The organism is Bradyrhizobium sp. NP1 (assembly GCF_030378205.1).
Lineage (GTDB): Bacteria > Pseudomonadota > Alphaproteobacteria > Rhizobiales > Xanthobacteraceae > Bradyrhizobium.
In genome coordinates this window covers 5,638,331-5,657,131 of the sequence record NZ_CP127385.1, presented here as the reverse complement: position 1 = coordinate 5,657,131, position 18,801 = coordinate 5,638,331, and the positions used below count along the sequence as shown (strand labels likewise).

Annotated in this window: 21 protein-coding genes; 19 read left to right on the top strand and 2 right to left on the bottom strand. The window is 58.7% G+C overall.

Annotation, left to right across the window (positions count from 1 at the left end; all coding sequences use genetic code 11):
* The first annotated feature begins 15 nt into the window (after nucleotides 1–15).
* The 5 genes from QOU61_RS27435 to QOU61_RS27415 all read left to right on the top strand — a co-directional run bounded on the left by QOU61_RS27435 (nucleotide 16) and on the right by QOU61_RS27415 (nucleotide 2,761).
* The gene (locus QOU61_RS27435; protein ID WP_289654336.1) at nucleotides 16–516 is read left to right on the top strand and encodes a hypothetical protein; all 501 of its coding nucleotides are present in this window, start codon (nucleotides 16–18) and stop codon (nucleotides 514–516) included.
* Entirely contained in the window at nucleotides 513–1,187 is a 675-nt protein-coding gene (locus QOU61_RS27430; RefSeq protein WP_289654335.1) for a hypothetical protein, read from the top strand. Before QOU61_RS27435 ends, QOU61_RS27430 begins: the two co-directional genes overlap by 4 nt.
* 2 nt (nucleotides 1,188–1,189) lie before the next feature.
* Nucleotides 1,190–1,555 (top strand): hypothetical protein, encoded by a 366-nt coding sequence (locus QOU61_RS27425; protein ID WP_289654334.1) that lies wholly within the window; start codon nucleotides 1,190–1,192, stop codon nucleotides 1,553–1,555.
* 231 nt (nucleotides 1,556–1,786) lie between these two features.
* Nucleotides 1,787–2,188: a DUF6968 family protein gene (locus QOU61_RS27420; protein ID WP_289654333.1), complete on the top strand. Its 402-nt coding sequence runs from the start codon at nucleotides 1,787–1,789 to the stop codon at nucleotides 2,186–2,188.
* Nucleotides 2,189–2,218: 30 nt separating this feature from the next.
* Nucleotides 2,219–2,761 (top strand): tetratricopeptide repeat protein, encoded by a 543-nt coding sequence (locus tag QOU61_RS27415; protein WP_289654332.1) that lies wholly within the window; start codon nucleotides 2,219–2,221, stop codon nucleotides 2,759–2,761.
* 109 nt (nucleotides 2,762–2,870) lie between these two features.
* Here the strand turns inward: QOU61_RS27415 and QOU61_RS27410 are convergent, their stop codons facing one another.
* Nucleotides 2,871–3,143, bottom strand: coding sequence for a hypothetical protein (locus QOU61_RS27410; RefSeq protein WP_289654331.1), 273 nt, complete (start codon nucleotides 3,141–3,143; stop codon nucleotides 2,871–2,873).
* Between the two features lie 1,324 nt (nucleotides 3,144–4,467).
* On the opposite strand from QOU61_RS27410, the gene QOU61_RS27405 reads away from it, so the two are divergent.
* The 13 genes from QOU61_RS27405 (at nucleotide 4,468) to leuB (ending at nucleotide 16,245) form a co-directional block, all read left to right on the top strand.
* Nucleotides 4,468–4,752, top strand: coding sequence for a hypothetical protein (locus tag QOU61_RS27405; RefSeq protein ID WP_289654330.1), 285 nt, complete (start codon nucleotides 4,468–4,470; stop codon nucleotides 4,750–4,752).
* A 180-nt stretch (nucleotides 4,753–4,932) separates the two neighbouring features.
* The gene (locus QOU61_RS27400; RefSeq protein WP_289654329.1) at nucleotides 4,933–5,709 is read left to right on the top strand and encodes a hypothetical protein; all 777 of its coding nucleotides are present in this window, start codon (nucleotides 4,933–4,935) and stop codon (nucleotides 5,707–5,709) included.
* Nucleotides 5,710–6,120: 411 nt separating this feature from the next.
* Nucleotides 6,121–6,762: a hypothetical protein gene (locus QOU61_RS27395; protein ID WP_289654328.1), complete on the top strand. Its 642-nt coding sequence runs from the start codon at nucleotides 6,121–6,123 to the stop codon at nucleotides 6,760–6,762.
* Entirely contained in the window at nucleotides 6,752–7,957 is a 1,206-nt protein-coding gene (locus QOU61_RS27390) for a hypothetical protein (RefSeq protein WP_289654327.1), read from the top strand. The genes QOU61_RS27395 and QOU61_RS27390 overlap by 11 nt, the downstream gene beginning before the upstream one ends.
* Nucleotides 7,958–8,296: 339 nt before the next feature.
* On the top strand, nucleotides 8,297–8,767 hold the full coding sequence (locus QOU61_RS27385; protein ID WP_289654326.1) for a hypothetical protein: 471 nt from the start codon (nucleotides 8,297–8,299) through the stop codon (nucleotides 8,765–8,767).
* A 436-nt stretch (nucleotides 8,768–9,203) separates the two neighbouring features.
* A complete protein-coding gene (locus QOU61_RS27380) occupies nucleotides 9,204–9,470 on the top strand; it encodes a hypothetical protein (protein WP_289654325.1) in 267 nt (88 codons plus the stop codon).
* Nucleotides 9,467–9,961, top strand: a complete 495-nt coding sequence (locus QOU61_RS27375; RefSeq protein WP_289654324.1) for a hypothetical protein — start codon at nucleotides 9,467–9,469, stop codon at nucleotides 9,959–9,961. Before QOU61_RS27380 ends, QOU61_RS27375 begins: the two co-directional genes overlap by 4 nt.
* On the top strand, nucleotides 9,933–10,133 hold the full coding sequence (locus QOU61_RS27370) for a hypothetical protein (RefSeq protein WP_289654323.1): 201 nt from the start codon (nucleotides 9,933–9,935) through the stop codon (nucleotides 10,131–10,133). Before QOU61_RS27375 ends, QOU61_RS27370 begins: the two co-directional genes overlap by 29 nt.
* A gap of 77 nt (nucleotides 10,134–10,210) precedes the next feature.
* The gene (locus tag QOU61_RS27365) at nucleotides 10,211–11,200 is read left to right on the top strand and encodes a phage tail protein (protein WP_289661799.1); all 990 of its coding nucleotides are present in this window, start codon (nucleotides 10,211–10,213) and stop codon (nucleotides 11,198–11,200) included.
* Between the two features lie 412 nt (nucleotides 11,201–11,612).
* Nucleotides 11,613–12,896, top strand: a complete 1,284-nt coding sequence (locus QOU61_RS27360; RefSeq protein ID WP_289654322.1) for a CaiB/BaiF CoA transferase family protein — start codon at nucleotides 11,613–11,615, stop codon at nucleotides 12,894–12,896.
* A 231-nt stretch (nucleotides 12,897–13,127) separates the two neighbouring features.
* A complete protein-coding gene (gene leuC, locus QOU61_RS27355) occupies nucleotides 13,128–14,537 on the top strand; it encodes a 3-isopropylmalate dehydratase large subunit (RefSeq protein WP_289654321.1) in 1,410 nt (469 codons plus the stop codon).
* A gap of 2 nt (nucleotides 14,538–14,539) precedes the next feature.
* On the top strand, nucleotides 14,540–15,175 hold the full coding sequence (gene leuD, locus QOU61_RS27350; protein WP_289654320.1) for a 3-isopropylmalate dehydratase small subunit: 636 nt from the start codon (nucleotides 14,540–14,542) through the stop codon (nucleotides 15,173–15,175).
* Entirely contained in the window at nucleotides 15,172–16,245 is a 1,074-nt protein-coding gene (gene leuB, locus QOU61_RS27345) for a 3-isopropylmalate dehydrogenase (RefSeq protein WP_289654319.1), read from the top strand. The genes leuD and leuB overlap by 4 nt, the downstream gene beginning before the upstream one ends.
* A 243-nt stretch (nucleotides 16,246–16,488) precedes the next feature.
* Here leuB and QOU61_RS27340 read toward each other — a convergent pair whose 3' ends face one another.
* Nucleotides 16,489–17,370: an NAD(P)-dependent oxidoreductase gene (locus QOU61_RS27340; protein WP_289654318.1), complete on the bottom strand. Its 882-nt coding sequence runs from the start codon at nucleotides 17,368–17,370 to the stop codon at nucleotides 16,489–16,491.
* Nucleotides 17,371–17,568: 198 nt separating this feature from the next.
* Between QOU61_RS27340 and QOU61_RS27335 the strand changes: the two genes are divergently transcribed.
* On the top strand, nucleotides 17,569–18,801 hold the full coding sequence (locus QOU61_RS27335) for an acyl-CoA dehydrogenase family protein (protein WP_502876829.1): 1,233 nt from the start codon (nucleotides 17,569–17,571) through the stop codon (nucleotides 18,799–18,801).

The following is an 18,801-nucleotide window of genomic DNA, read 5'->3' as shown; positions in this document are numbered from 1 at the left end:
TTGCTGGTCACTTCGTTGCTGCAATTGAACGGCTTTGCCATGCAGGCACCGGACTTTGACGGCGGCGGCTCTATAGGTTCGATGCAATGGACCTTCCATGGGCTGCTTCTTGTCGATACTGGGGGCGCGCCGGAATGGCGCAACTGGTCGTATTGGCATCAGCATTTCGACCGTTTGACACCGCAACAAGCCAAAATGACGCATCTTCATGTTGCCGGCTGCGAGCCAACGCCCGATTTCGTTCCGAGGTTGCCGCTGTTCGTTCGGGGCGACCGAGAAATTCGCCCCATAGAAATATCCGTCGAAAGAGACATCCGATGGCCACGATCAAAAGTCTTCGGAGATTTCTGCTGGGAGGGAACGACCTCACGCGCCGACAGCATTGGATGCTTTATCCACTCTACGCCTGGCGCGACGTCTGCGGCAACGCGGACCTTTGACATTGTTCATGATATGTTCTATGGCAACCATAGCGCGAGCGGCCTTTCTCGGCGGAGGCGGCACTATCGGCCGTGACGTTCTTCTTCGCCGACCGCTGGCTGCTGGCTGTTAGGAGCTGGTGGAGCTTTGACGTGTCTGGTCGCAGGTTTGCAAGAGTAGTCGCTCCGTATTCAGGCGACGCACGTTTCGCTGCGGCCATATTGCTGCTGGCGCTCGTCGGCGCCAGTGTCAGCGCAGCCCAGGAAAGCAATACCAGTTGGAATTCTGGTGCGGTGCTGGCCGCTGGTGGTGGCAGCGCGCCTACTGGTTCTGCGTCAGGCGGCAGCGGCGGCACCGCCGCTGCCAGCACAGGCACGACCAAATTTTCTGGCGGCGCTGGAGGCGGCGGAACTGGCGCCACGACCCTTGTGGGTGGTGGCGGCGGGGGGGGGCCGCTGGCCTTCATGGCAATGGTAATAGTGGCGCACGCGCTGCTATGGATCGCGGTGAGCGGCGAAGAGGCCGCTCTTGCGATTGAAGCTGTGGCCTCGACCTCTCTGCAGCAAACGGAGGCCGGCAAGGTCTGCGTCATCACGGCTTGCGCAGGGCAGGGCATGGGGCGCTGGCTGCCGCTGATCTCCGGCATCGAGAATTACGCGAAGAACGAAGGCTGCAAGACCGCGCGCATCTTCGGGCGCAAGGGCTGGCTGCGCGCGCTTGACGGCTACCGACACACATTTTCGATCATGGATAAGGATTTGAACTGACGATGAATATGAATTTTGGACCGGGCCGGTATTTCGGCGCTGCCAGCTCACAACCGAGCGGCGGTCTGTTCGGAATCTTGCAGCAGCTGCCGCAAGGACAAGGCGTCGCTCAGCCTGCATCTGACTTTGGTTCAACTGTTACCACCGACGCCTACGGGAATCCGCAAGGCCTGTTCGGCGAATTCCTGGCGATGCAGGCCCAACAGCGGCTTGGAAACAGTCGTGGAGCGATACCGTTCGGGACATCCGCCCCGAACGTCGGCGGTCAGTTTGCTGGTTCGCCGGCTGGGGAAGCGTGTTGGTCGAAGACGTACGAGTCCGCCACCAACAAGCGAAATTGGTGCGAGAACCAATTTCGCGCGCGTTAGGGTGGATTAAGGCTCCACCGGGAAACTGTTTCGCTGGATTGACAGTGTTCTTTATTTGTTCTAGTTGCACTTCCGGTCATGCTGTCTTGCATAGACGCCGTCCTTGCAAATGCTTCTAAGTTCAAAGATCTCGAGAAATCCTCGAAACTGGGAGGCTCGGCAACATCAGATCCGCGAGGGCGCGCGCGGCATTCGGTAAGACCATTCGCCTGTTTTTAAGAGGTGAGACTTATGGAGTGGAACGAGCCCTATCTGATGCGATACGCGTTTCGGTTCGGTGTGCAACAGCGGCCAGCGGAGGCCCGCCTGGAGTTTCCGAGACCTGATGAGGTCCATGCTAACGAATGGGTGTGTTCGTTCCAGGTGCATGGTCTGAAGGACGATCGAATTCGTCACGCGTGCGGCAGGCACGGACTCCAGGCGCTTGTGATCGCGAGCGATGTCATTCGCAAACTACTTGATAGAACAAAAAATATCAGCTTCGACGGCCCGGCCTACGAGCTTGTTTTCCCGCGATACATACCCATTTGCGGCGGTCTCGAGTTTCATCGGGAGCTGTGCAAGCTCATCGACACCAAGATCGAAATGGAGCAGGTGAAACTGTCGAAGCGATGGCGTAGTCGCGAGCGATAGGAGCAAGCCATCAGTTCGTTCAATCCGACGATGCAGATCATAAAGTGGGTCGAGGAGTTGAGAACGAAATTGTCTCTGGACGAGACAATCGATGCCGTATCCGCGCGGATGCTTGATGCACATGATGAAGGCCATTTAGCTCTCGGCTTGGAAATTAGGTGGCTTTTGGTCGAAGCTGAAAGATACCAAGAGGCCCTCGCGCTTTTGGATGAGCTGACCGAACGCCATCCTGATAATGTGCGGCCTCTTATCAGCAAAGCGACGCTGTTTCTCTATTGTCTTGAGGACCTCCAAGAAGCATTGAAATGCATCGATCTGGCGCTCGACCGTGCCTATCGCATCGGCTTTTTCCGACGCGAAGCCCTGGGTGTGAAAGCACGAATCCTCCTGCAGCTTGGCCGGGGGCAGCAGCTGTCGGATGTCCTCGAGGAAATTATGTCTCTCAAGATCGAGAAGCACATTCCCGACATTGGCCGGGAGCGCGATTTCATCGACAATGCGCCGCCCGGACTCATTCCGGTCAATGTTCTCACGCGATACAACCAGTTCCGTCCGAAGCGTTCCGATGAATAGTTGAGAGGAAATCCTGGCCGGTAGTGGTCGCAATCGCGGGCTCCCGCGGCGATCGCGGTCCAACGGTTCCTCAGCAGATGCCGCGATAAACGTTGTTCTGTGGGATCAACTATCGGGAGGAGTGATGCCGCAAGAGCAAGGATTTTATAATTGGGCTCAGGATTTCCTGAATCCATTTTGCGGCAGGCCAAGCGGACTCAGCCAGATTGAACAGCGTGTCGTAAATCCAATATGCTGCGGCGAGCCAGAGCGGACTGCCGATAATGCTCAACACGAAAATCCAGTCAGGCAAGCTATCAGGCGACTGGTTAACATTGAGGCACGCCAGAACCGGCAGCAGTAGGGGAAAGCCAAGAAAATAGCCTACGATGAGTGCGGCCATTCCGCGATATAGCATGGGCGACCGCCGGCGCGTGTCCTGGGCTAGGACGAGTAGGGCGCCGCACATTCCCAAGCTTGCCACGAACCAGAGCAAACTTCCGATGCCTAACAGGCACGCCTCCATAAGCTTGTTGCTGGGCGTAACCAGGCGAAACCGACCGCCATCGGCCAGCCAAAAAACCACGCGGCAATGAATGCCAAAATGGAAGTGAGTGTCAGGAGTTGCCGCTGGGCAGTTTGCGGTGATGCCTCGATTCCGTGCGGCGGTCGCTCAGCGACCGCCTTGGGCGGCGGCACCTGAGGCAACCCTTTGATTGGCTTTGATCCCGGACCCATTGTGTTGTTTGCCGGAAGACATCAATCCGAAAATCATGGGCATGAGTTCTCCAATGGTCAAGGACACGTCGCGCTGTCGCAAAAGAGTGATGACCAGCGTACGTCGTGTAGGTAGCCGTCTTGCTTCCCGCATTGGCGGCGGCGAGGCGGAGGTTGTGGCCGCATTCGCCGTGACCATGGCCCCAGGCCCAACTGTCAACGGCAATCTAGAGGCGTTGTCGTTGTGACCCAGCAAGGACTTTGGAGATCTCACGATCATGCCGTTGGCAAGTTTCGCCTGCGGCGATGAGCCCGGCCGGCCATCATCCAGAATCGCCACATAACAACGGCGGTTGATTTAGGCGACTCCTAACTTCTGATGTACCGATGGGACAGGCGCCGGCGGGGCCAACACCGGCGAACCAAAGCCGAGCCGACAGTGCTTCGCCATCTGCATCGATAGGCGGCGCAATCAATGGCGCTCTGGATGATTTCTACCAGCAGACGATCCGACGAGCTGGGAGAGACATAGCGGGATATGTCAGTGACGCTATCAACGATCCAGCAGGATTTTCCCACGCCATAGGGCCATCGCTAGCGGGGCTTGGTCCGTTCGTCGGGCAATTGCCCGGTATTGTCAGAGGGGCGGTAGGAGCGGTTGGTCTTGCGAGGCGTCGGCCGGAGCACGAGCCAGGTGATCTTACGCCAGACCAACCGGAAGATACCGGTGAAAAGTCGGCAGCCACTCCGATCGGTCGGAGAGGCGAGCCGATCAAAGTAACGCCTGGCACGAACCGTCCGACTGAGATTGGCGGGCGCGTGTATACCGGTCATGCGGCAGATCAGATGCAAGGCCGTGGGATTCCTCCCTCGGCCGTGGAGGACGCGATCCAAAATGGAGCGATCCGACCAGGAAACGGACCGGATGAAACTGTGCATATCGGAGCAAACGGAGTTATTGTAGTCACCGGATCACGTGGGCAAGTCATTACCGTCATTACAGGTGGGCGATGATCGATAAGATACACCAAATCGGCCTCATGAGAGGCGCGATAGAAGACTATCGAAACGGTTTGATGTCATTGCAAGAACTGGTTTCGGCGATCGACGGGTTGCTCTCGGTCATTGATGACAACGCTCTTTGGAACGATGTCTTCGAACCGCTCTTCGAAATAGAACAGGTCAATGCTTCCAGCTATCTACCTCACTACGATTTCGAACGGTATGGCCGCTCCACTGTCGAACTGGCTCTTGAGAAAATTCTCGAGAAGACTGGCTCTTATTCGGCGCGCTAGCCAACGTAACATGGACTTAGCCGAGCAGACCACGAGGAACGATAGTCAAGCGAAGGCGGTTACCGGCGAACAACACAATATCGCACGTATCGATGCTGCGATAGAAGAGAAGTCGTCATACAAGAGTCCTCTGCAGGCGACCATATATAGTTTTTCGGCTATCAACCTCAGGCTGTTGCAATGTCACAGAAGGCTCTAGCTATCGTATGTGCATTGTTCATCGTGCCACTCAGTGATGGCACCCGAGCTTCGGCGGAGCCCGACGTGGATTGGCCGTCCTGGATGCCGCAACCTGGCCCTGGTGAAGATGCCGTCGTCGTTAGACGAAACGCCTTCATGAACAAGCTGGCGGAGGCGCGGAATAACCGGGTGACGATCGTCAAGTTCGATAACGATCTCGAAGCCAATTGCCCGACACTTACGAGCCTGTTCTTCTCTGCCGGCGACCGGCTCGAATTGCTGACGCCAAACCTCAGCCTTAATGACGCTGCTGGAACGACTGTCTATCTGGACGGGAGCAACTCGGATGGAAAGAGGGCGGACTTTTTCGTTCAAAATGCCGCATGTCGATATGTGTTGACGGTCAAACGCTACGACCGGGACGGAGACGCAGAAAAGGAAGTGCAAGCAAGAGATATCCCGAAGATCAACAAGGACTGGGTGTTCAAGCCCCCTCCGGCGGGCAAGCGCGATGACAGGATTGGCTTCGGAGAAACAATAGCGCCTTTCGACAATCCATCAAAACCGCTGAATTTCACCGGCATAGCTTTTTTCGCACCGACAACATTGACGATTTATCTCGCTAATGTCGAAAAGGACCTGACGATCGCCTCGGAGAGCAATCTTCTCACGCATACCTACAAGGTCGATATCGGGAATGCGCAGGCCGCGCTTCGAATTTCGATCAGCAAAGAGCTCTATTCGAATGGGCAATGGGTGACCGCCTACGGCAGGTGAGGTGCGAGGATAGGAGACCGAGGTGTCGCGCGTTCGCGGCCGATCTTCACAGATCGCGCTTCGGTTAAGACGGCTGGTCGTAGTTTTGGACTTCGGATCGTGACGCAGCCGGCCGCTTCGGTCTTGTCGACAGCAACGCTACACTCTCGATGGCTAATGCCGACGTAGGTTATCCGGCCGTGCTGCACCGGTAACCGGCCAAAAGTGCGCGCCGGCGCATCGGCGTCTTCCGTGCTGTGCAAACAGTTCATCTTATAATGACCGGCGGGTCTGCGAACGCGCAGTACGATTTTCAAATTAGCTGAAGCAAGTGAGCGTGCTCATCGGCAGCGGAGCATTTGGCGCGAAGTCATCGCGCTGTTTGACGTGATGAAGAGATCAATCGTCCATTGGAATTAAGGAGGTCCAGGTATGGGTCTGTTCGACGACTATTTCGATCCGCAGCAATTCGGGGAGGGCGGCGGGTTGCTCGGACGTCTGCTCGCATTGCAGCAGCAGCAAGGGCAATATCAGCCATCTCAGGGGTTTGGCGATGCGAATGGTGAACCGGGAAATGGCAGCGCCCCGAATGTGACCGCAATGTCGGCGCCGGCTGCGTTCGCCCCCCCTTCAACGCCGGCGAGCGGCGGCCAGGGCTTTCCTGCGGCGCAGACTCCGGACTATGGCCAAACACTCAACATCCCCATCGGCAACTACGGGATGCCGCAATTCGGAAGGGCGGACGTGGCGCAGCCCGCTCAACAGGCGCCTGATCTCGGTGATCGCGTGAGCGCGGGTTTTCAAAGCTGGGCGCATACGCCGGTCGGAAATCCCTTTGCAGCGCTAGCCAACGGAATCGCTGCGTTCAACGCGGGTCAGCCCGTCGGCGGGATGCAGGCGTTTCCATCGCAAAACACGAGACGGTTGGATGAGCCGCCGCAGCCGTTTGCAGGCGTCCAGGACGCGGCACCAACGCCCGTGAACGCGCCCGCAGCAAACAGGGCCGCGATGCGCGTTCTCTCCAGCCGAATCATGCCGCGTCCGAACAGCAGGAACTCGCGATATGGCCAATGAGTCCGACTCTGCCTTGACTGGTGCTGCGTTTGAGCTTGCCAATGCCGGCTATTCGGCGATGGGCGACGGCGAGCGCGAGGACGATGCGGAGATGATCGGCAGCGACAATCTATCCCTGCGTGAGGCCGTCAAGCAGCGTTCGCTTCCGGATGACGACGTCATCGTCCGGGAATATACCGACGGGGACGGCAAGCCGGCCGCCGAGAATGAAGCGATCACGCTGGAGCGCGCTGCACGCGACCGCGCCAGTACCACAACGAGCGAGAGGCTGATAGCGGACGCCAAATCCGCCAAGGATCTCGCCGCGCGCGTCGATGCGTTCCGCGCCGAAGCCCTGGCGAACGATCCAGACGCGGCGGAGTTCTACGGCTTCGAGCCGCCGAAAGGCCAACACGACAAAGCAGCGGCCGACGAAAAAGATGCGGCGTCGCCTCGTGCCGATGCCGTCGAAAAGGATGCCGCAACAAACCTCGATTCCGAGATCGCGAAGGCGATCCAGCATCCGCAAGTGCAGCTTGCGATCGGGGAGAAGGTGGCGGAGGCCGAACAAGCCAGGCGAGGTTATCTTGACGGCCTGGCTGCGGCGACGCAGATCGCGCAAGCCAGCTTTTTCGGCCAGTTTCCGGAATTTGCCAACATGGCGCCGGAAAGCGTCCCGGGTGCGCTCGAGTCCCTCTCGCGGCAGGATCCTGCCAAATTCGCGCGCATCCAGGCCATGATCGCATCAACGGAGCAGTTGTTGGCGCGTCAGCAACAGGAAAGTCGGCGGCAGACTGAGGTAGCGCGACGGAATTTCCTTGCATTTGCGCGATCCGAAGACGCGCGCCTCGAAACGATGCTGAAGGGCGAGCCAAGAGAAACCCAGCGCGCGGTGACAGCCGAGATCATGGCGTCTGCCAGGGCGAGTGGCATTGAGCCGGCCGAGTTGAACCGCTTGTTCAGCAACGAACCCTTGATGCGCAACGCCGTGTTTCAGCGGATGATGTATGACGCCGGCAAATACCGGTTGATGATGAAGGCGAGGGGCGCGGTCGCCGCAAGGCCGCTTCCGCCGGTGCAGCGGCCCGGCATGGCGGCGACCCGCGCTGAGCGGGACAGCGCCGACATCAGGACGCTCAACGCCAGGCTGTCGAGCTCGGGCGACCTCAAGGATGCTGTCGCGCTCTACAAGGCGCGGCAGTCAAGCAAGCGCTAGCGATGTGGGGACTTGTGCGGCTGTACGACACCGACCGCGATCTGGGTCCGTCGATCAGCCACGCGATCCGCTTGTTGACAAATGTTCTCTATTTGTTCTAAAAGGGCCGTTTGATGGGTCAGAAGCGGCGCCGGTCGGCAAGCGCAATGAATTTCACGTTGCTTCAATGGATCGCCTGCTTCGTCGCTACGCCCGCCGAGATGGCCCGAGCTTTTCCAGCCGCGCGGTTGCGGGCAAGATTCTGCTGTTGGTGCCCGTCGTGATCGCGTTCGGCCGCACCTTCCGACTTAACCGATCCGCCTGACGTCACAACACGCTCGCCAGCAGAGTGGAATAGATATGAACGAAAGCTCGCTGCGATCCGCGAACGGCCAACGCTGGACGGCGCGGTTAAGGAAAATCTTCCGCCCGAGAAACTGGTTCCTCGTGCTGCTGGTGCTGGTGGTTGGGTGGCATGTCCGATTTGCTTATCGCACGAATTACGTCTGCGGACCGGATGAGCACATTATCCAGTCTGATGCTGACGCTATCAAACAAGCGCAAAAGTTGATGTTCAAGGCCCATTACGCCAGCCACGGCATATCCGGATATATCGATGAGAAGCCCTATATCGCAGATTTTAGCCAGGCCGATTGTTGCACCGTCAGAAGAGTCCTAAGCGCTAACGGGGTCATTGTGTGGAAGGTTTCGCTTGACGGGGAAACGATCGGAGAACCTCGGCCGAGACACGTAAGCGCGGATATTTTGCTTTCAAACTGCGGCGCCGTTTTTGATGATGACTCCTACATCGTTGCTGAACCAATAAGGTAGAACTGATATGACTGAGAGCACTGTGAGGCTGACAAACGGCCGGCGTTGGACAAAGCAGGAATTCGTGGATCATTATTTTAGGCCTACTGCGTCAGGTGGGCCTACTCCGGTGGCGGGTCCACCTGAGCCAGTCGATGTTGATATGTCTTGGTACGTGGGCGAGGGGCCGGGACGATTTTATCACCCGGGAATGTTTCCGGTCATCCATCAGATCCTGGACAACGGGAATCTTGCGCGCGGCGCGGTCCGCGCCACCCCCGCAGTATGATGAACTGGGGAGCTTCTATCGCAATGATCCCGCGTGGCTCCTTCAGCTTCGGCGCTAGAACAATCACCGGCTTTCAGGACTGCTTCGTCACGCTGCTCTCCAGAGCGACAGGCGCTGGTCGCAGTTCTGACGGTCGACTTTTCATGCCACGATACAACAGGAATGCTCATGGCAGATCACGACCAGGACTTCATCCAGCGCGCGGACGCAGCGAGCGAAAAGCTGCATGGCCAGCCGATGGATATCGAGAAGACGACGGAAAACTTTGCGCTGTTTGGCCTGAAGAGACGCGCCGGCATATTGGAAAGCGTTGATGCAGAGTTACGGAGCGACATCGATTCCAGCCCGCACAGTCTGCGCCGCCGCGTACAGTTGATGGATATGCGCCGGAAGATGGGCGACCTGCACGCAGCGCTACGCAAAGCCAAACGATGAGTAACCCGGTGTTGGCCGCGCTCGCGCAGGCTCGGCTGCGCGCAGCACCGCTATTTGCGCGCTGGTGCGAACTGAATTCGGCCATCTTCTGCCCCGCGGCACCGGCGACGGTCGCGCGCTTTGTCAGGGATTGTGCTGTGCTAGGCATCGAGCGGCTGTGGCCCGCAGTGGAGGATATTTCCAGGCTGCATGTCTCGCTGGGGCTGGCCGATCCGACACTCGGTGGCGCGGCTGCTGAAGCTGTCAACAGTCTTGCCAACATAGCGCCACCGCGTTCCTGGCCTGAAGACAGCAAGCAGCGTTTCAAATCACTGCCCTACGACCTGCAGATCTATGTCGCGGATCACGATGCGCGGCGCGAGAAGGCGCTGCGGCGGGCGCAAAACGAGGCGGCCTCCGCCAGGAAGGCCCTCGCATCTTCGCAACCAACGCCACCCAAGAACACCACAGGAGCCGAAGCCAGTGAAAACAGCGCGCGCCGCAACGCTTGAAGATCGCATCCGCGAAATTCGTACCGAAATCGAAGCCGTCGTCGCGGCGAAAGTTGAAAAAGTAGCGAAAGAAAGCCCGGGGGTTCCAATGGGTGTCATTCGCAATCTTCTTACCGCGCGAGCGCCGACATGTCCCTGCGCGCAGTATCTGGATTTGACCGAGGGGCGCTGAACGCGTCCGGAGGCTCGGCAATTGGCGAATCGGAGGCGGGCCTGACGGCCGCCTTGTTATTTTCAGGAAAAAGCAAAATGACCCTCTACAAATGGTCGCAGACCGCGTCGCTGGATGCTTCGGCCGATTCCACCATCAATTGGGCCGAAGGCCAGGCGCCATCCAGCATCAACGACTCGGCTCGCGCTATGATGGCTGCAACGGCAAAGTACCGCGACGATATCTCAGGCGCGATCGTCACGTCGGGGACGAGCACGGCCTATGCGGTTTCGAGCTATCAGCAGTTCGACACGTTGACCCATCTGGGAAGCCAGATGATCGCGTTCACGCCCCACACGACAAACACTGCTGGCACTTCATCGGTTACGCTTAACGTCGATGGCCTTGGCGCAAAGCCTCTTCGCTCGGCACCAAACACTGATCTGCTGGCTGGCGTTCTTGTCCAGGGCTCGCCTTATGTCGCAGTCTATAACGCCAACGATGGCGCGTTCTATCTGCAAGGCTTCTACGGTGCATCGCCATATCTTATCCCAATCGGCGCTGGATTGGACTATTGGGGCGCGACGACGCCGAACAGTTCGTTTGCTTTCCCGACGGGACAGGCGATTTCGCGAACGACCTATGCAGTGCTGTTTGCCATCATTGGGACCACGTATGGACCTGGCGATGGCAGCACCACGTTCAATCTACCTGACAAAACTGGCCGCGTCTCGGCGATGAAGGAGGCAAGCTCGACGAGACTGACGTCGAGCTATTTCGGAGGAAATTCCACAAGCCTTGGTGCGACGGGAGGCGTCGAAAGCCACACGCTAACCAGCGCCGAAATGCCATCGCACAATCACGGCGTGACTGATCCGGGCCATACTCACGGCGTTTCTGGCGGCGTATTTGGCGGCACTAGTACATCCGGGGCTTCGCTAAATAACGTTAGTTTCCCAATTGCACCGGCCAGCATCATCATTAACAACGCCACTACTGGAATCACGATCAATAACGCTGGTTCAGGGAACGCTCACGCAATCGTGCAGCCAACGATCGTCAGCAACTACATCATGAGGATTATCTAAGTAGCGGCGGAGATCTCTTATCTTCGCGACCCAATTGGTAGCAACGATCAGATAGATCACAGAACCAGATAGCTAACCACCCAAACAACACGGCCGGAGGCCAAAAGAGGTAGCTCAGGCTAATCAAAAATATTGATTTCACATTCACGCGCTTGTATGAACCGGAATTTCCATGGGGGTGGTCCAATACACTGTATTGGCGCAAGCCCGTCGGCGATCGATCAAACCTGGTAGACTAGCGCGTTTAAGACTCGGCCCAGAAAGCCCGGTAGCCAGAATGGCTACCGGGCTTTTTTGCTTTTCAGAGGTAGTCTGCAAAAGCAGAGCGGCTGCGGTACTTGTGAAGCCGGCCAGGTGGGCCGTAAGATTGACCGGATGATCGAAATTCGACGATGGAACAGGACAGTTGATTATGATCGGAAGACCTGCGCTGCCAGAGCGAACCCCGAGACCCGACGGGGCACCCACGGCTCTGGATGGGCTTCTGGTCGTCGACTTCACACGTGTCGTCGCGGGCCCCGCGTGCACGCAGACCCTCGCCGATTTCGGAGCGGAGGTTATCAAGATCGAGAATCCGGAGGGCGGCGACGACACGCGTGCCTATGAGCATGCCGAGATCGGCGGCGAGAGCGCTGCATTTCTTAGTCTCAACCGCGGCAAGCGGGGGATCACGCTCGACCTTGCGGTGCCGGAAGCGCGTGCCGTTGCGCGAGAGCTTATGACCAAGGCCGACGTCGTGGTCGAAAATTTTTCAAGTGGCGTCATGGTCAAGTTTGGGCTGGACTATGAGTCGGTTGCTCCGACCAACCCGCGTCTAATCTACTGCTCGATCTCGGCCTACGGCCGGAAGGGACCGTTCGCGGCACGACCCGGGTTTGATCCGATTACGCAGGCAGAAAGCGGCTTCATGTCGCTAAACGGCTTTCCCGATGGTCCAGCCGTACGGACCGGCCCGCCAATCGTCGATATCGCGACCGGAATGGCCGCCTGCAACGCTATCCTGCTTGCGCTGATTGCGCGCGACCGCCTCGGCCGCGGACAGCACGTCGAAGTCGCTCTCTTCGATATGGCGATGTCGATGACCGGCTTCTACGGCATGGCCTATCTGATCAATGGCAACAATCCCGGCCGTTTCGGGAATTCCCCGAATGGATCTCCGACAGTTGGCGTCTATGAGGCGTCGGACGGACCGCTCTACATGGCATGCGCGAATGACCGTCTGTTTCGTCGGCTTGTAATTGAGGTGCTCGATCGGCCAGATCTGTTGACAAACCCGGACTTTATTGATCGCAAGGCAAGGGCGGCCAACAAGGAAAAATTGCGCGCCACGATAGCTAGCGTCTTCGCGACTGATAGGCTGGAAAACTGGATGGCGAAGATGAAGAAGGCCAACGTTCCGGTCGGCTATCTCCGGACGGTCGAGCAGGGATTTAATGCGCCCGAAGCGCGTGAGCGGCATCGCCTCAGTCGAATTCCACATCCCACGGCGGGGACAGTGCCAAATATCGAGCCCCCTCTCAGCCTGGGCATGACCCCGGCGGTCGATGCGGTAGCCGCGCCGCTCCTCGGACAGCATACCAGGGAGGTGTTGCGAAGGACGCTCGGCTACGATGACGCCCGTCTTGCTGCGCTTGCGGAGGCCGGCGTTTTTGGAAAGCAAGTCAGTTCGACCGGTTTCGGTCCGCGTGGTCAATGAGCTCGATCGAATTGGGCATTTTCCCCCTGGCGCGTTGGGCAGACAAAGGTCAATTCAAGGATACAGACGCCCATGACCGCTGGCCCAGTGCGCTGCTTGTCCTTCTTGCCGGCCTAGTCGGGTGGAGGTCAGCTGTGCTTTGATGCATCGGAAACGTCGAAACCTGAAAAGCCGTGCAAAACGGCGGCCGTGGCTGACGCTGTCGGCCCGAAAAGGTAAGGGAGGCGCGCCATGGGGTACCCTGGCCGCACGATGCTGGCCAAGATCTGGGACCAGCATGTCATCGCTCAAGTGAGTGACGATACAGATCTTCTGCATGTCGACCGTCATCTCCTGCATGATCTGGGCGGATCGCGCGGACTGCTCGATTTGAAGAATCGTGGTCTGAAAGTTCACAATCCCGAGTTGACGTTCGCCACGCCCGACCATGCTATTTCGACAGCGCGGGGCCGCGCCGGTATGACCAAGATAGGGCTGGATCTGCTTGCCGCGCTTCGTACGGAAACAGCGGCCAGCGGCATTCACATGTTCGATGTCGACCAGCCCGGGCAGGGTATCGTCCACGTTATCGGACCCGAGCTGGGCTTGAGCCTCCCCGGCTCATTGATCGTTTGCGGCGACAGCCATACCTGCACCCACGGCGGTCTCGGCGCCTTGGCGTTCGGAATCGGGTCCAGCGAGCTGACGCACGTGCTCGCGACGCAAGCATTGATCCAGCGTCGACCCAAAACCATGCGCGTCCGCTTCGAGGGCGAGCGCCCACCGGGCGTGACGGCCAAGGATATGATCCTTGCCCTTATCGGCCACGTCGGCGCGGCAGGCGGGACCGGCCATGCTGTCGAATATGCAGGCAGTGCCGTTCGCGGGCTGTCGATCGAAGAGCGCCTGACGATCTGTAACTTGTCGATCGAACTTGGTGCAAAGATAGGAATGGTCGCTCCGGATGAAACAACGTATGCGTTCCTTCATGGACGACGCTATGCACCCAAAGGCGTCCTGTGGGACCGAGCGGTTGCGGAGTGGCGCTCGCTTGCGAGCGATCCAGACGCGGTGTTTGACAAGGACGTGTTGATTGACCTCTCGAGCCTTGTCCCGCAGGTGACCTGGGGCATCAGCCCGGAGCATGTTATCGGGGTGACCGGGCGTATTCCAGATCCGCAAGCCATTGATGACGCTGTCCAGCGCACTGCCGTCGAGACGGCACTGCACTATATGGGATTGAAGGGCGGTGAGCCGATTCTCGGCACGCCCATTGACTGGGTCTTTATCGGATCCTGCACCAACAGCCGCCTGAGCGATCTGCGCGCGGCTGCAGGGGTCGCGCGCGGTCGTAAGGTAGCGCCGACGGTGTGTGCCTGGGTCGTGCCGGGTTCGGAGACGGTCAAGCGCGATGCCATGGCGGAAGGCCTCGACAAAATTTTTATGGAGGCCGGATTCGAATGGCGGGAGCCTGGATGCTCGATGTGCCTCGCCGCCAATGGCGAAACCGTCGCGCCCGGCCAGCGGTCGGTTTCGACCTCTAACCGCAATTTCGTCGGTCGCCAGGGCCCCGGAGCACGCACCCATCTCGCCAGTCCGGCAAGCGCGGCAGCTGCGGCGATCGCGGGGGCAATTGCCGACGTGCGAGCGCTGGAGCGTTGATCATGCCGAAACCATTCGACAAACTGACCGCGATCGCCGCGCCCATCATGCGCAGCAACATCGATACCGACGTCATCATCCGGATCGAGCGCCTGGTCGGTAACAATGCCCGCGGAACGCTGGGAAAATGGGCCTTTGGGGCGCTCCGCTATTTGTCGGACGGCTCCGAGAACCCCGAGTTCATCCTGAACCGCGAACCCTTTCGGCAGGCGGAGATCCTCATTACCGGTCCGAATTTTGGCTGCGGATCGTCGCGCGAAGGCGCGGTCTGGTCGCTGCAGGAGATGGGTATCCGCGCCGTGATCGGCTCCAGTTTTGGAGATATCTTTTTTGCCAACTGCTTCCAGAACGGAATTCTTCCAATCGTGATCGACAGCGAGATCGTTGATGCTCTGGCGAGCGAAGTCGAAGTTACGCAGGGTGCAGGACGGATCAGCATAGACCTCAAGGCGCAGTCGATTACAGCGCCAACGGGTCAGCAGTATCGCTTCGAGATCGATCCACGCCGCCGCGAAGGACTGTTGCAAGGCCTCGATGAGGTTGCCCTGACACTGGTCCGTGACCCGGAAATCCGCGCCTTTCAGGCCGCTGATCGCGCGGCCCGGCCCTGGATCCACTTTGCGAGCAAGACGGCATGAATTCACGCTCCAACACCGTCAAGATCGCCATCGTGGGCGGCGAGGGTATCGGCCCAGAGGTAACCGAGCAATCGCATCGCATACTCAACTGGCTCTCCGTCCGACGTGGCCTGCCGGTAGCCCTGCGCGAGGCTCAATACGGCCTCGTCCCGTATCTTGCGACCGGCTGCCCCGAGACGAAGGAAGTGCCATCGGCGGCGCGCAAGGCCGGAAGCCTTCTGGGCTTGCGGAGAAAATACGATCTCTATGCCAATCTTCGGCCGATCGTCGCGAGCCCCGTGCTTGCGGAATCTGCGCCACTGAAGGCCGAGGTACTCGATGGTGTCGATTTTGTCATTATCCGGGAGCTGACGAGCGGCATCTATTTCGGCGAACCGCGTGGAATCGAAATCCTGCCGGACGGGCAGCGCCGTGGTTTCAATACGGAACAGTACACCAGCGATCAGATCAGACGCGTCGCCCGGGCTGCCTTCGAGCTTGCACGGACGCGCAGGAACAAGGTTTGTTCGGTAGACAAAGCCAATGTGCTTGAGACGAGCGTCGTGTGGCGCGACGAGGTAACTGCGCTGCATCGCGCAGAGTTTTCCGATGTGGAGCTGACCCATCTGTATGTCGACAATGCTGCGATGCAAATCGTCAGGGAGCCCCGCCAATTCGATGTGATGGTGACCGGCAATATGTTTGGAGATATTCTCTCCGACTGCGCCGCGATGATATCTGGCTCGCTCGGGATGTTGCCGTCGGCATCGCTCGGTCCGGTAGATGAGTTCGGCCGCAGAAAGGCGCTGTATGAGCCGGTTCACGGCAGCGCTCCTGATATCGCGGGAAGGGGCATTGCCAATCCGCTCGGCTCGATTCTGAGCGTCGCCATGATGCTGCGCCTGACGCTGGATCGTCGCAAGGATGCTGATTTGCTCGAGAGAGCAGTCGCCCTTGCCCTTGAGCGCGGCGCGCGCACCGCAGACATTGCAGAACCGCGAGCCAAAACGTTGTCCACGGTGGCGATGGGCGATGCCGTGCTAGCGACGTTAGAGGACATTTCGAGCAAGGACGAGGAAGGCGACCAATGACGGCAGCCGGCGCCAGCCTTTACGGTCGTGGCTGGTGGAGAGATGACGCTGTCCGCCAGCCGTGCATGGGCCGAGATGACTCGCCGATCAATCTATCAATCCGCCAGACCCACTTCGTCGCCGATCGGATATTTCAAGGAAGCCGGTCTCGATTGCAAGATGAGTCAGGGTAGGGATCGTCTTGGCGCGGGATGCGCGCCCGGCCGAGCATGCATCGCCGGGCTATAGATAGACGTGTATTTGTTAACCCGAATGCCGATCCGTTGAAGTTCTCAGAACTTCGAAAACTGATGCAGTATCCTTATCGCCCAACCCCATTTCTGCCGCCTGGCTGTAGATCGGTGCCGTCAGGTTGAAAAGAGGGACGTCGCAGCCGACATCCTCGGCAAACTCAGCGATAATCGCCATGTCTTTCTTCCAGGTCGAGACTTTCATTGTTGCCGGTTCATAAACCCGGCTAACCATCATGGGTGCGCGCATCTGAAACATTCGCGAACTGCCCGCGCCGGGGCTGATCATGTCGACGACTTTCTCGGGATCGAGACCAGCGCGTTCTGCCAGCATCATAGCCTCAGCGGCGGCGACGTTGTGGATGGCAACCAGGTGATTGGCGATGAATTTCATGCGGCTGCCGTTGCCGAACCGACCGAGATCGGCGCTTTCCTTGGCGAAATCAGCGAACAGCTCCACGCATCGCGCGATCGCTTCACTGTTGCCGCTGGCATAGACCACGAGGTCGCGAACTTTCGCCTGCGCACCCGTACCGCTGAGCGGACAATCGAGTACGACATGGCCCGCTTTGGCGAGGATACTCTCGAACCGAATCTTGTCAGCGAGACTCAGTGTGCTCAGTTCGGCTACTATCCGCTGCGACAGGTTCGCATCAGCGATTTCCTGAGCGACTTGGTGTGCGGCGTCTGGACTGGGGAGGCTGGTCATGATGATTGGCGCGTCGCGGGCGACTTGCGCTGCATTCGAGGCGATGGCGACGCGGACCGACGCCAGCTCATTTCGTCGTTTCGGGTCGATGTCAAATCCTATCACGTGCCAATTTCGATCGACGAGGTTACGAGCGATTGCGCCGCCCATGATGCCGAGGCCGATTATTCCAATTGTTCTGTCCACGCAGCATCGCTCCCTGGCTGTTGAATTCGATTGACGCGCATCGTTGGTCGCGCCTTAATTGCTAATCGGGTGATAAACAATCGCCAAGCTATTCGGACTGGTCAAGCGAGGTGCATTCACCGGGGCAGGACGAGGAGGGCGGTCATCGTCGTTCTGGTCACGAGGGGGCCTCGTCCGGGCCTTGCGAGGAACGCTGAGATGCCAGGTGTTGGTCGGAAACCAAATGCCAATCAGGGAGCCGAGAGCGGCCCGGGCGGTCATGCCTACATGGTTATGGTGGCCCGTGCCAAAGCGCTGATTCCGCGGTTGCGGGAGCGCGCGGCAAAAACGGAGGAACTGCGGCGGTTGCCGACTGAGACTGAGCGGGACCTGCATGAAGCCGGCCTGTTTCGGATCGTTCAGCCGAAGCGTGTTGGCGGCTCCGAGCTGGACTACGTGGCGCTGGTTGATTGCGCGGACATGCTTGGGCTCGGCGACGCGTCGGTAGCATGGAATTTCGCCAATCTTGCCAGCCATCACTGGATGCTGGGCATGTTCGACAAGCAGGCCCAGGACGAGGTCTGGAACAGGGACGTTAACGCCCTCATTGCGTCTTCATTCATATTTCCCGCAGGCCGAGCTCGAAAGGTTGAGGGCGGCTACCGGCTTTCGGGAAGTTGGCCGTTTTCCTCGGGGGTGGCGTCCTGCGAGTGGAACATGCTGGCCAGTGTGGTCTCTTCCGACGACGAGGCTGACGGCATCGAATACCGGATATTTCTGATTCACAAGAGCGACTACGTCATCGCCGATACGTGGAATGCTGTAGGGCTGCGAGGAACCGGCTCGAACGATGTCGAAGTACGCGATGCCTTCGTCCCGACGTGGATGACAGTCGCTGTAAATGATCTCGGCGGTGGCGAGACGCCCGGTAGTGCCGTCAATCCGAGTGCGCTTTACACTTTGCCGGTTTTTTCCCTGTTTCCTTACGTCCTTTCCGGCGTCGGCCTCGGAAATGCCCAGGCATGCCTCGATGACTACGTCGACATCGCGCGGCACCGCGCGTCGACCTACAATCGAACCAAACTGGGCGATATGCAGAGCACGCAGATCAAAATTGCGGAAGCATCGGCCAAAATCGATGCCGCTCGACTGATCATGCGTTTGTCATGCATCGAAGCGATGGCCGATGCAAGACGAGGACATATTCCGGATATGGCCGCCAAGACGAAATTGCGTCGCGACGGCGCATTTTCGGTCAATCTATGTACTGAGGCAGTGTCGATGCTGTTCGCGGCAAGCGGTGCGCGTGGGTTGTTCATGTCGGGCGTACTGCAGCGCCAGTTTCGCGATGGTCACGCGGTCAACTCGCATCTCGCATTCAATTTCGATGCGGCTGGAACGAATTTTGGAAGGGTAGCGCTCGGCCTTCCCTCAGAAAATCTGACGCTTTGA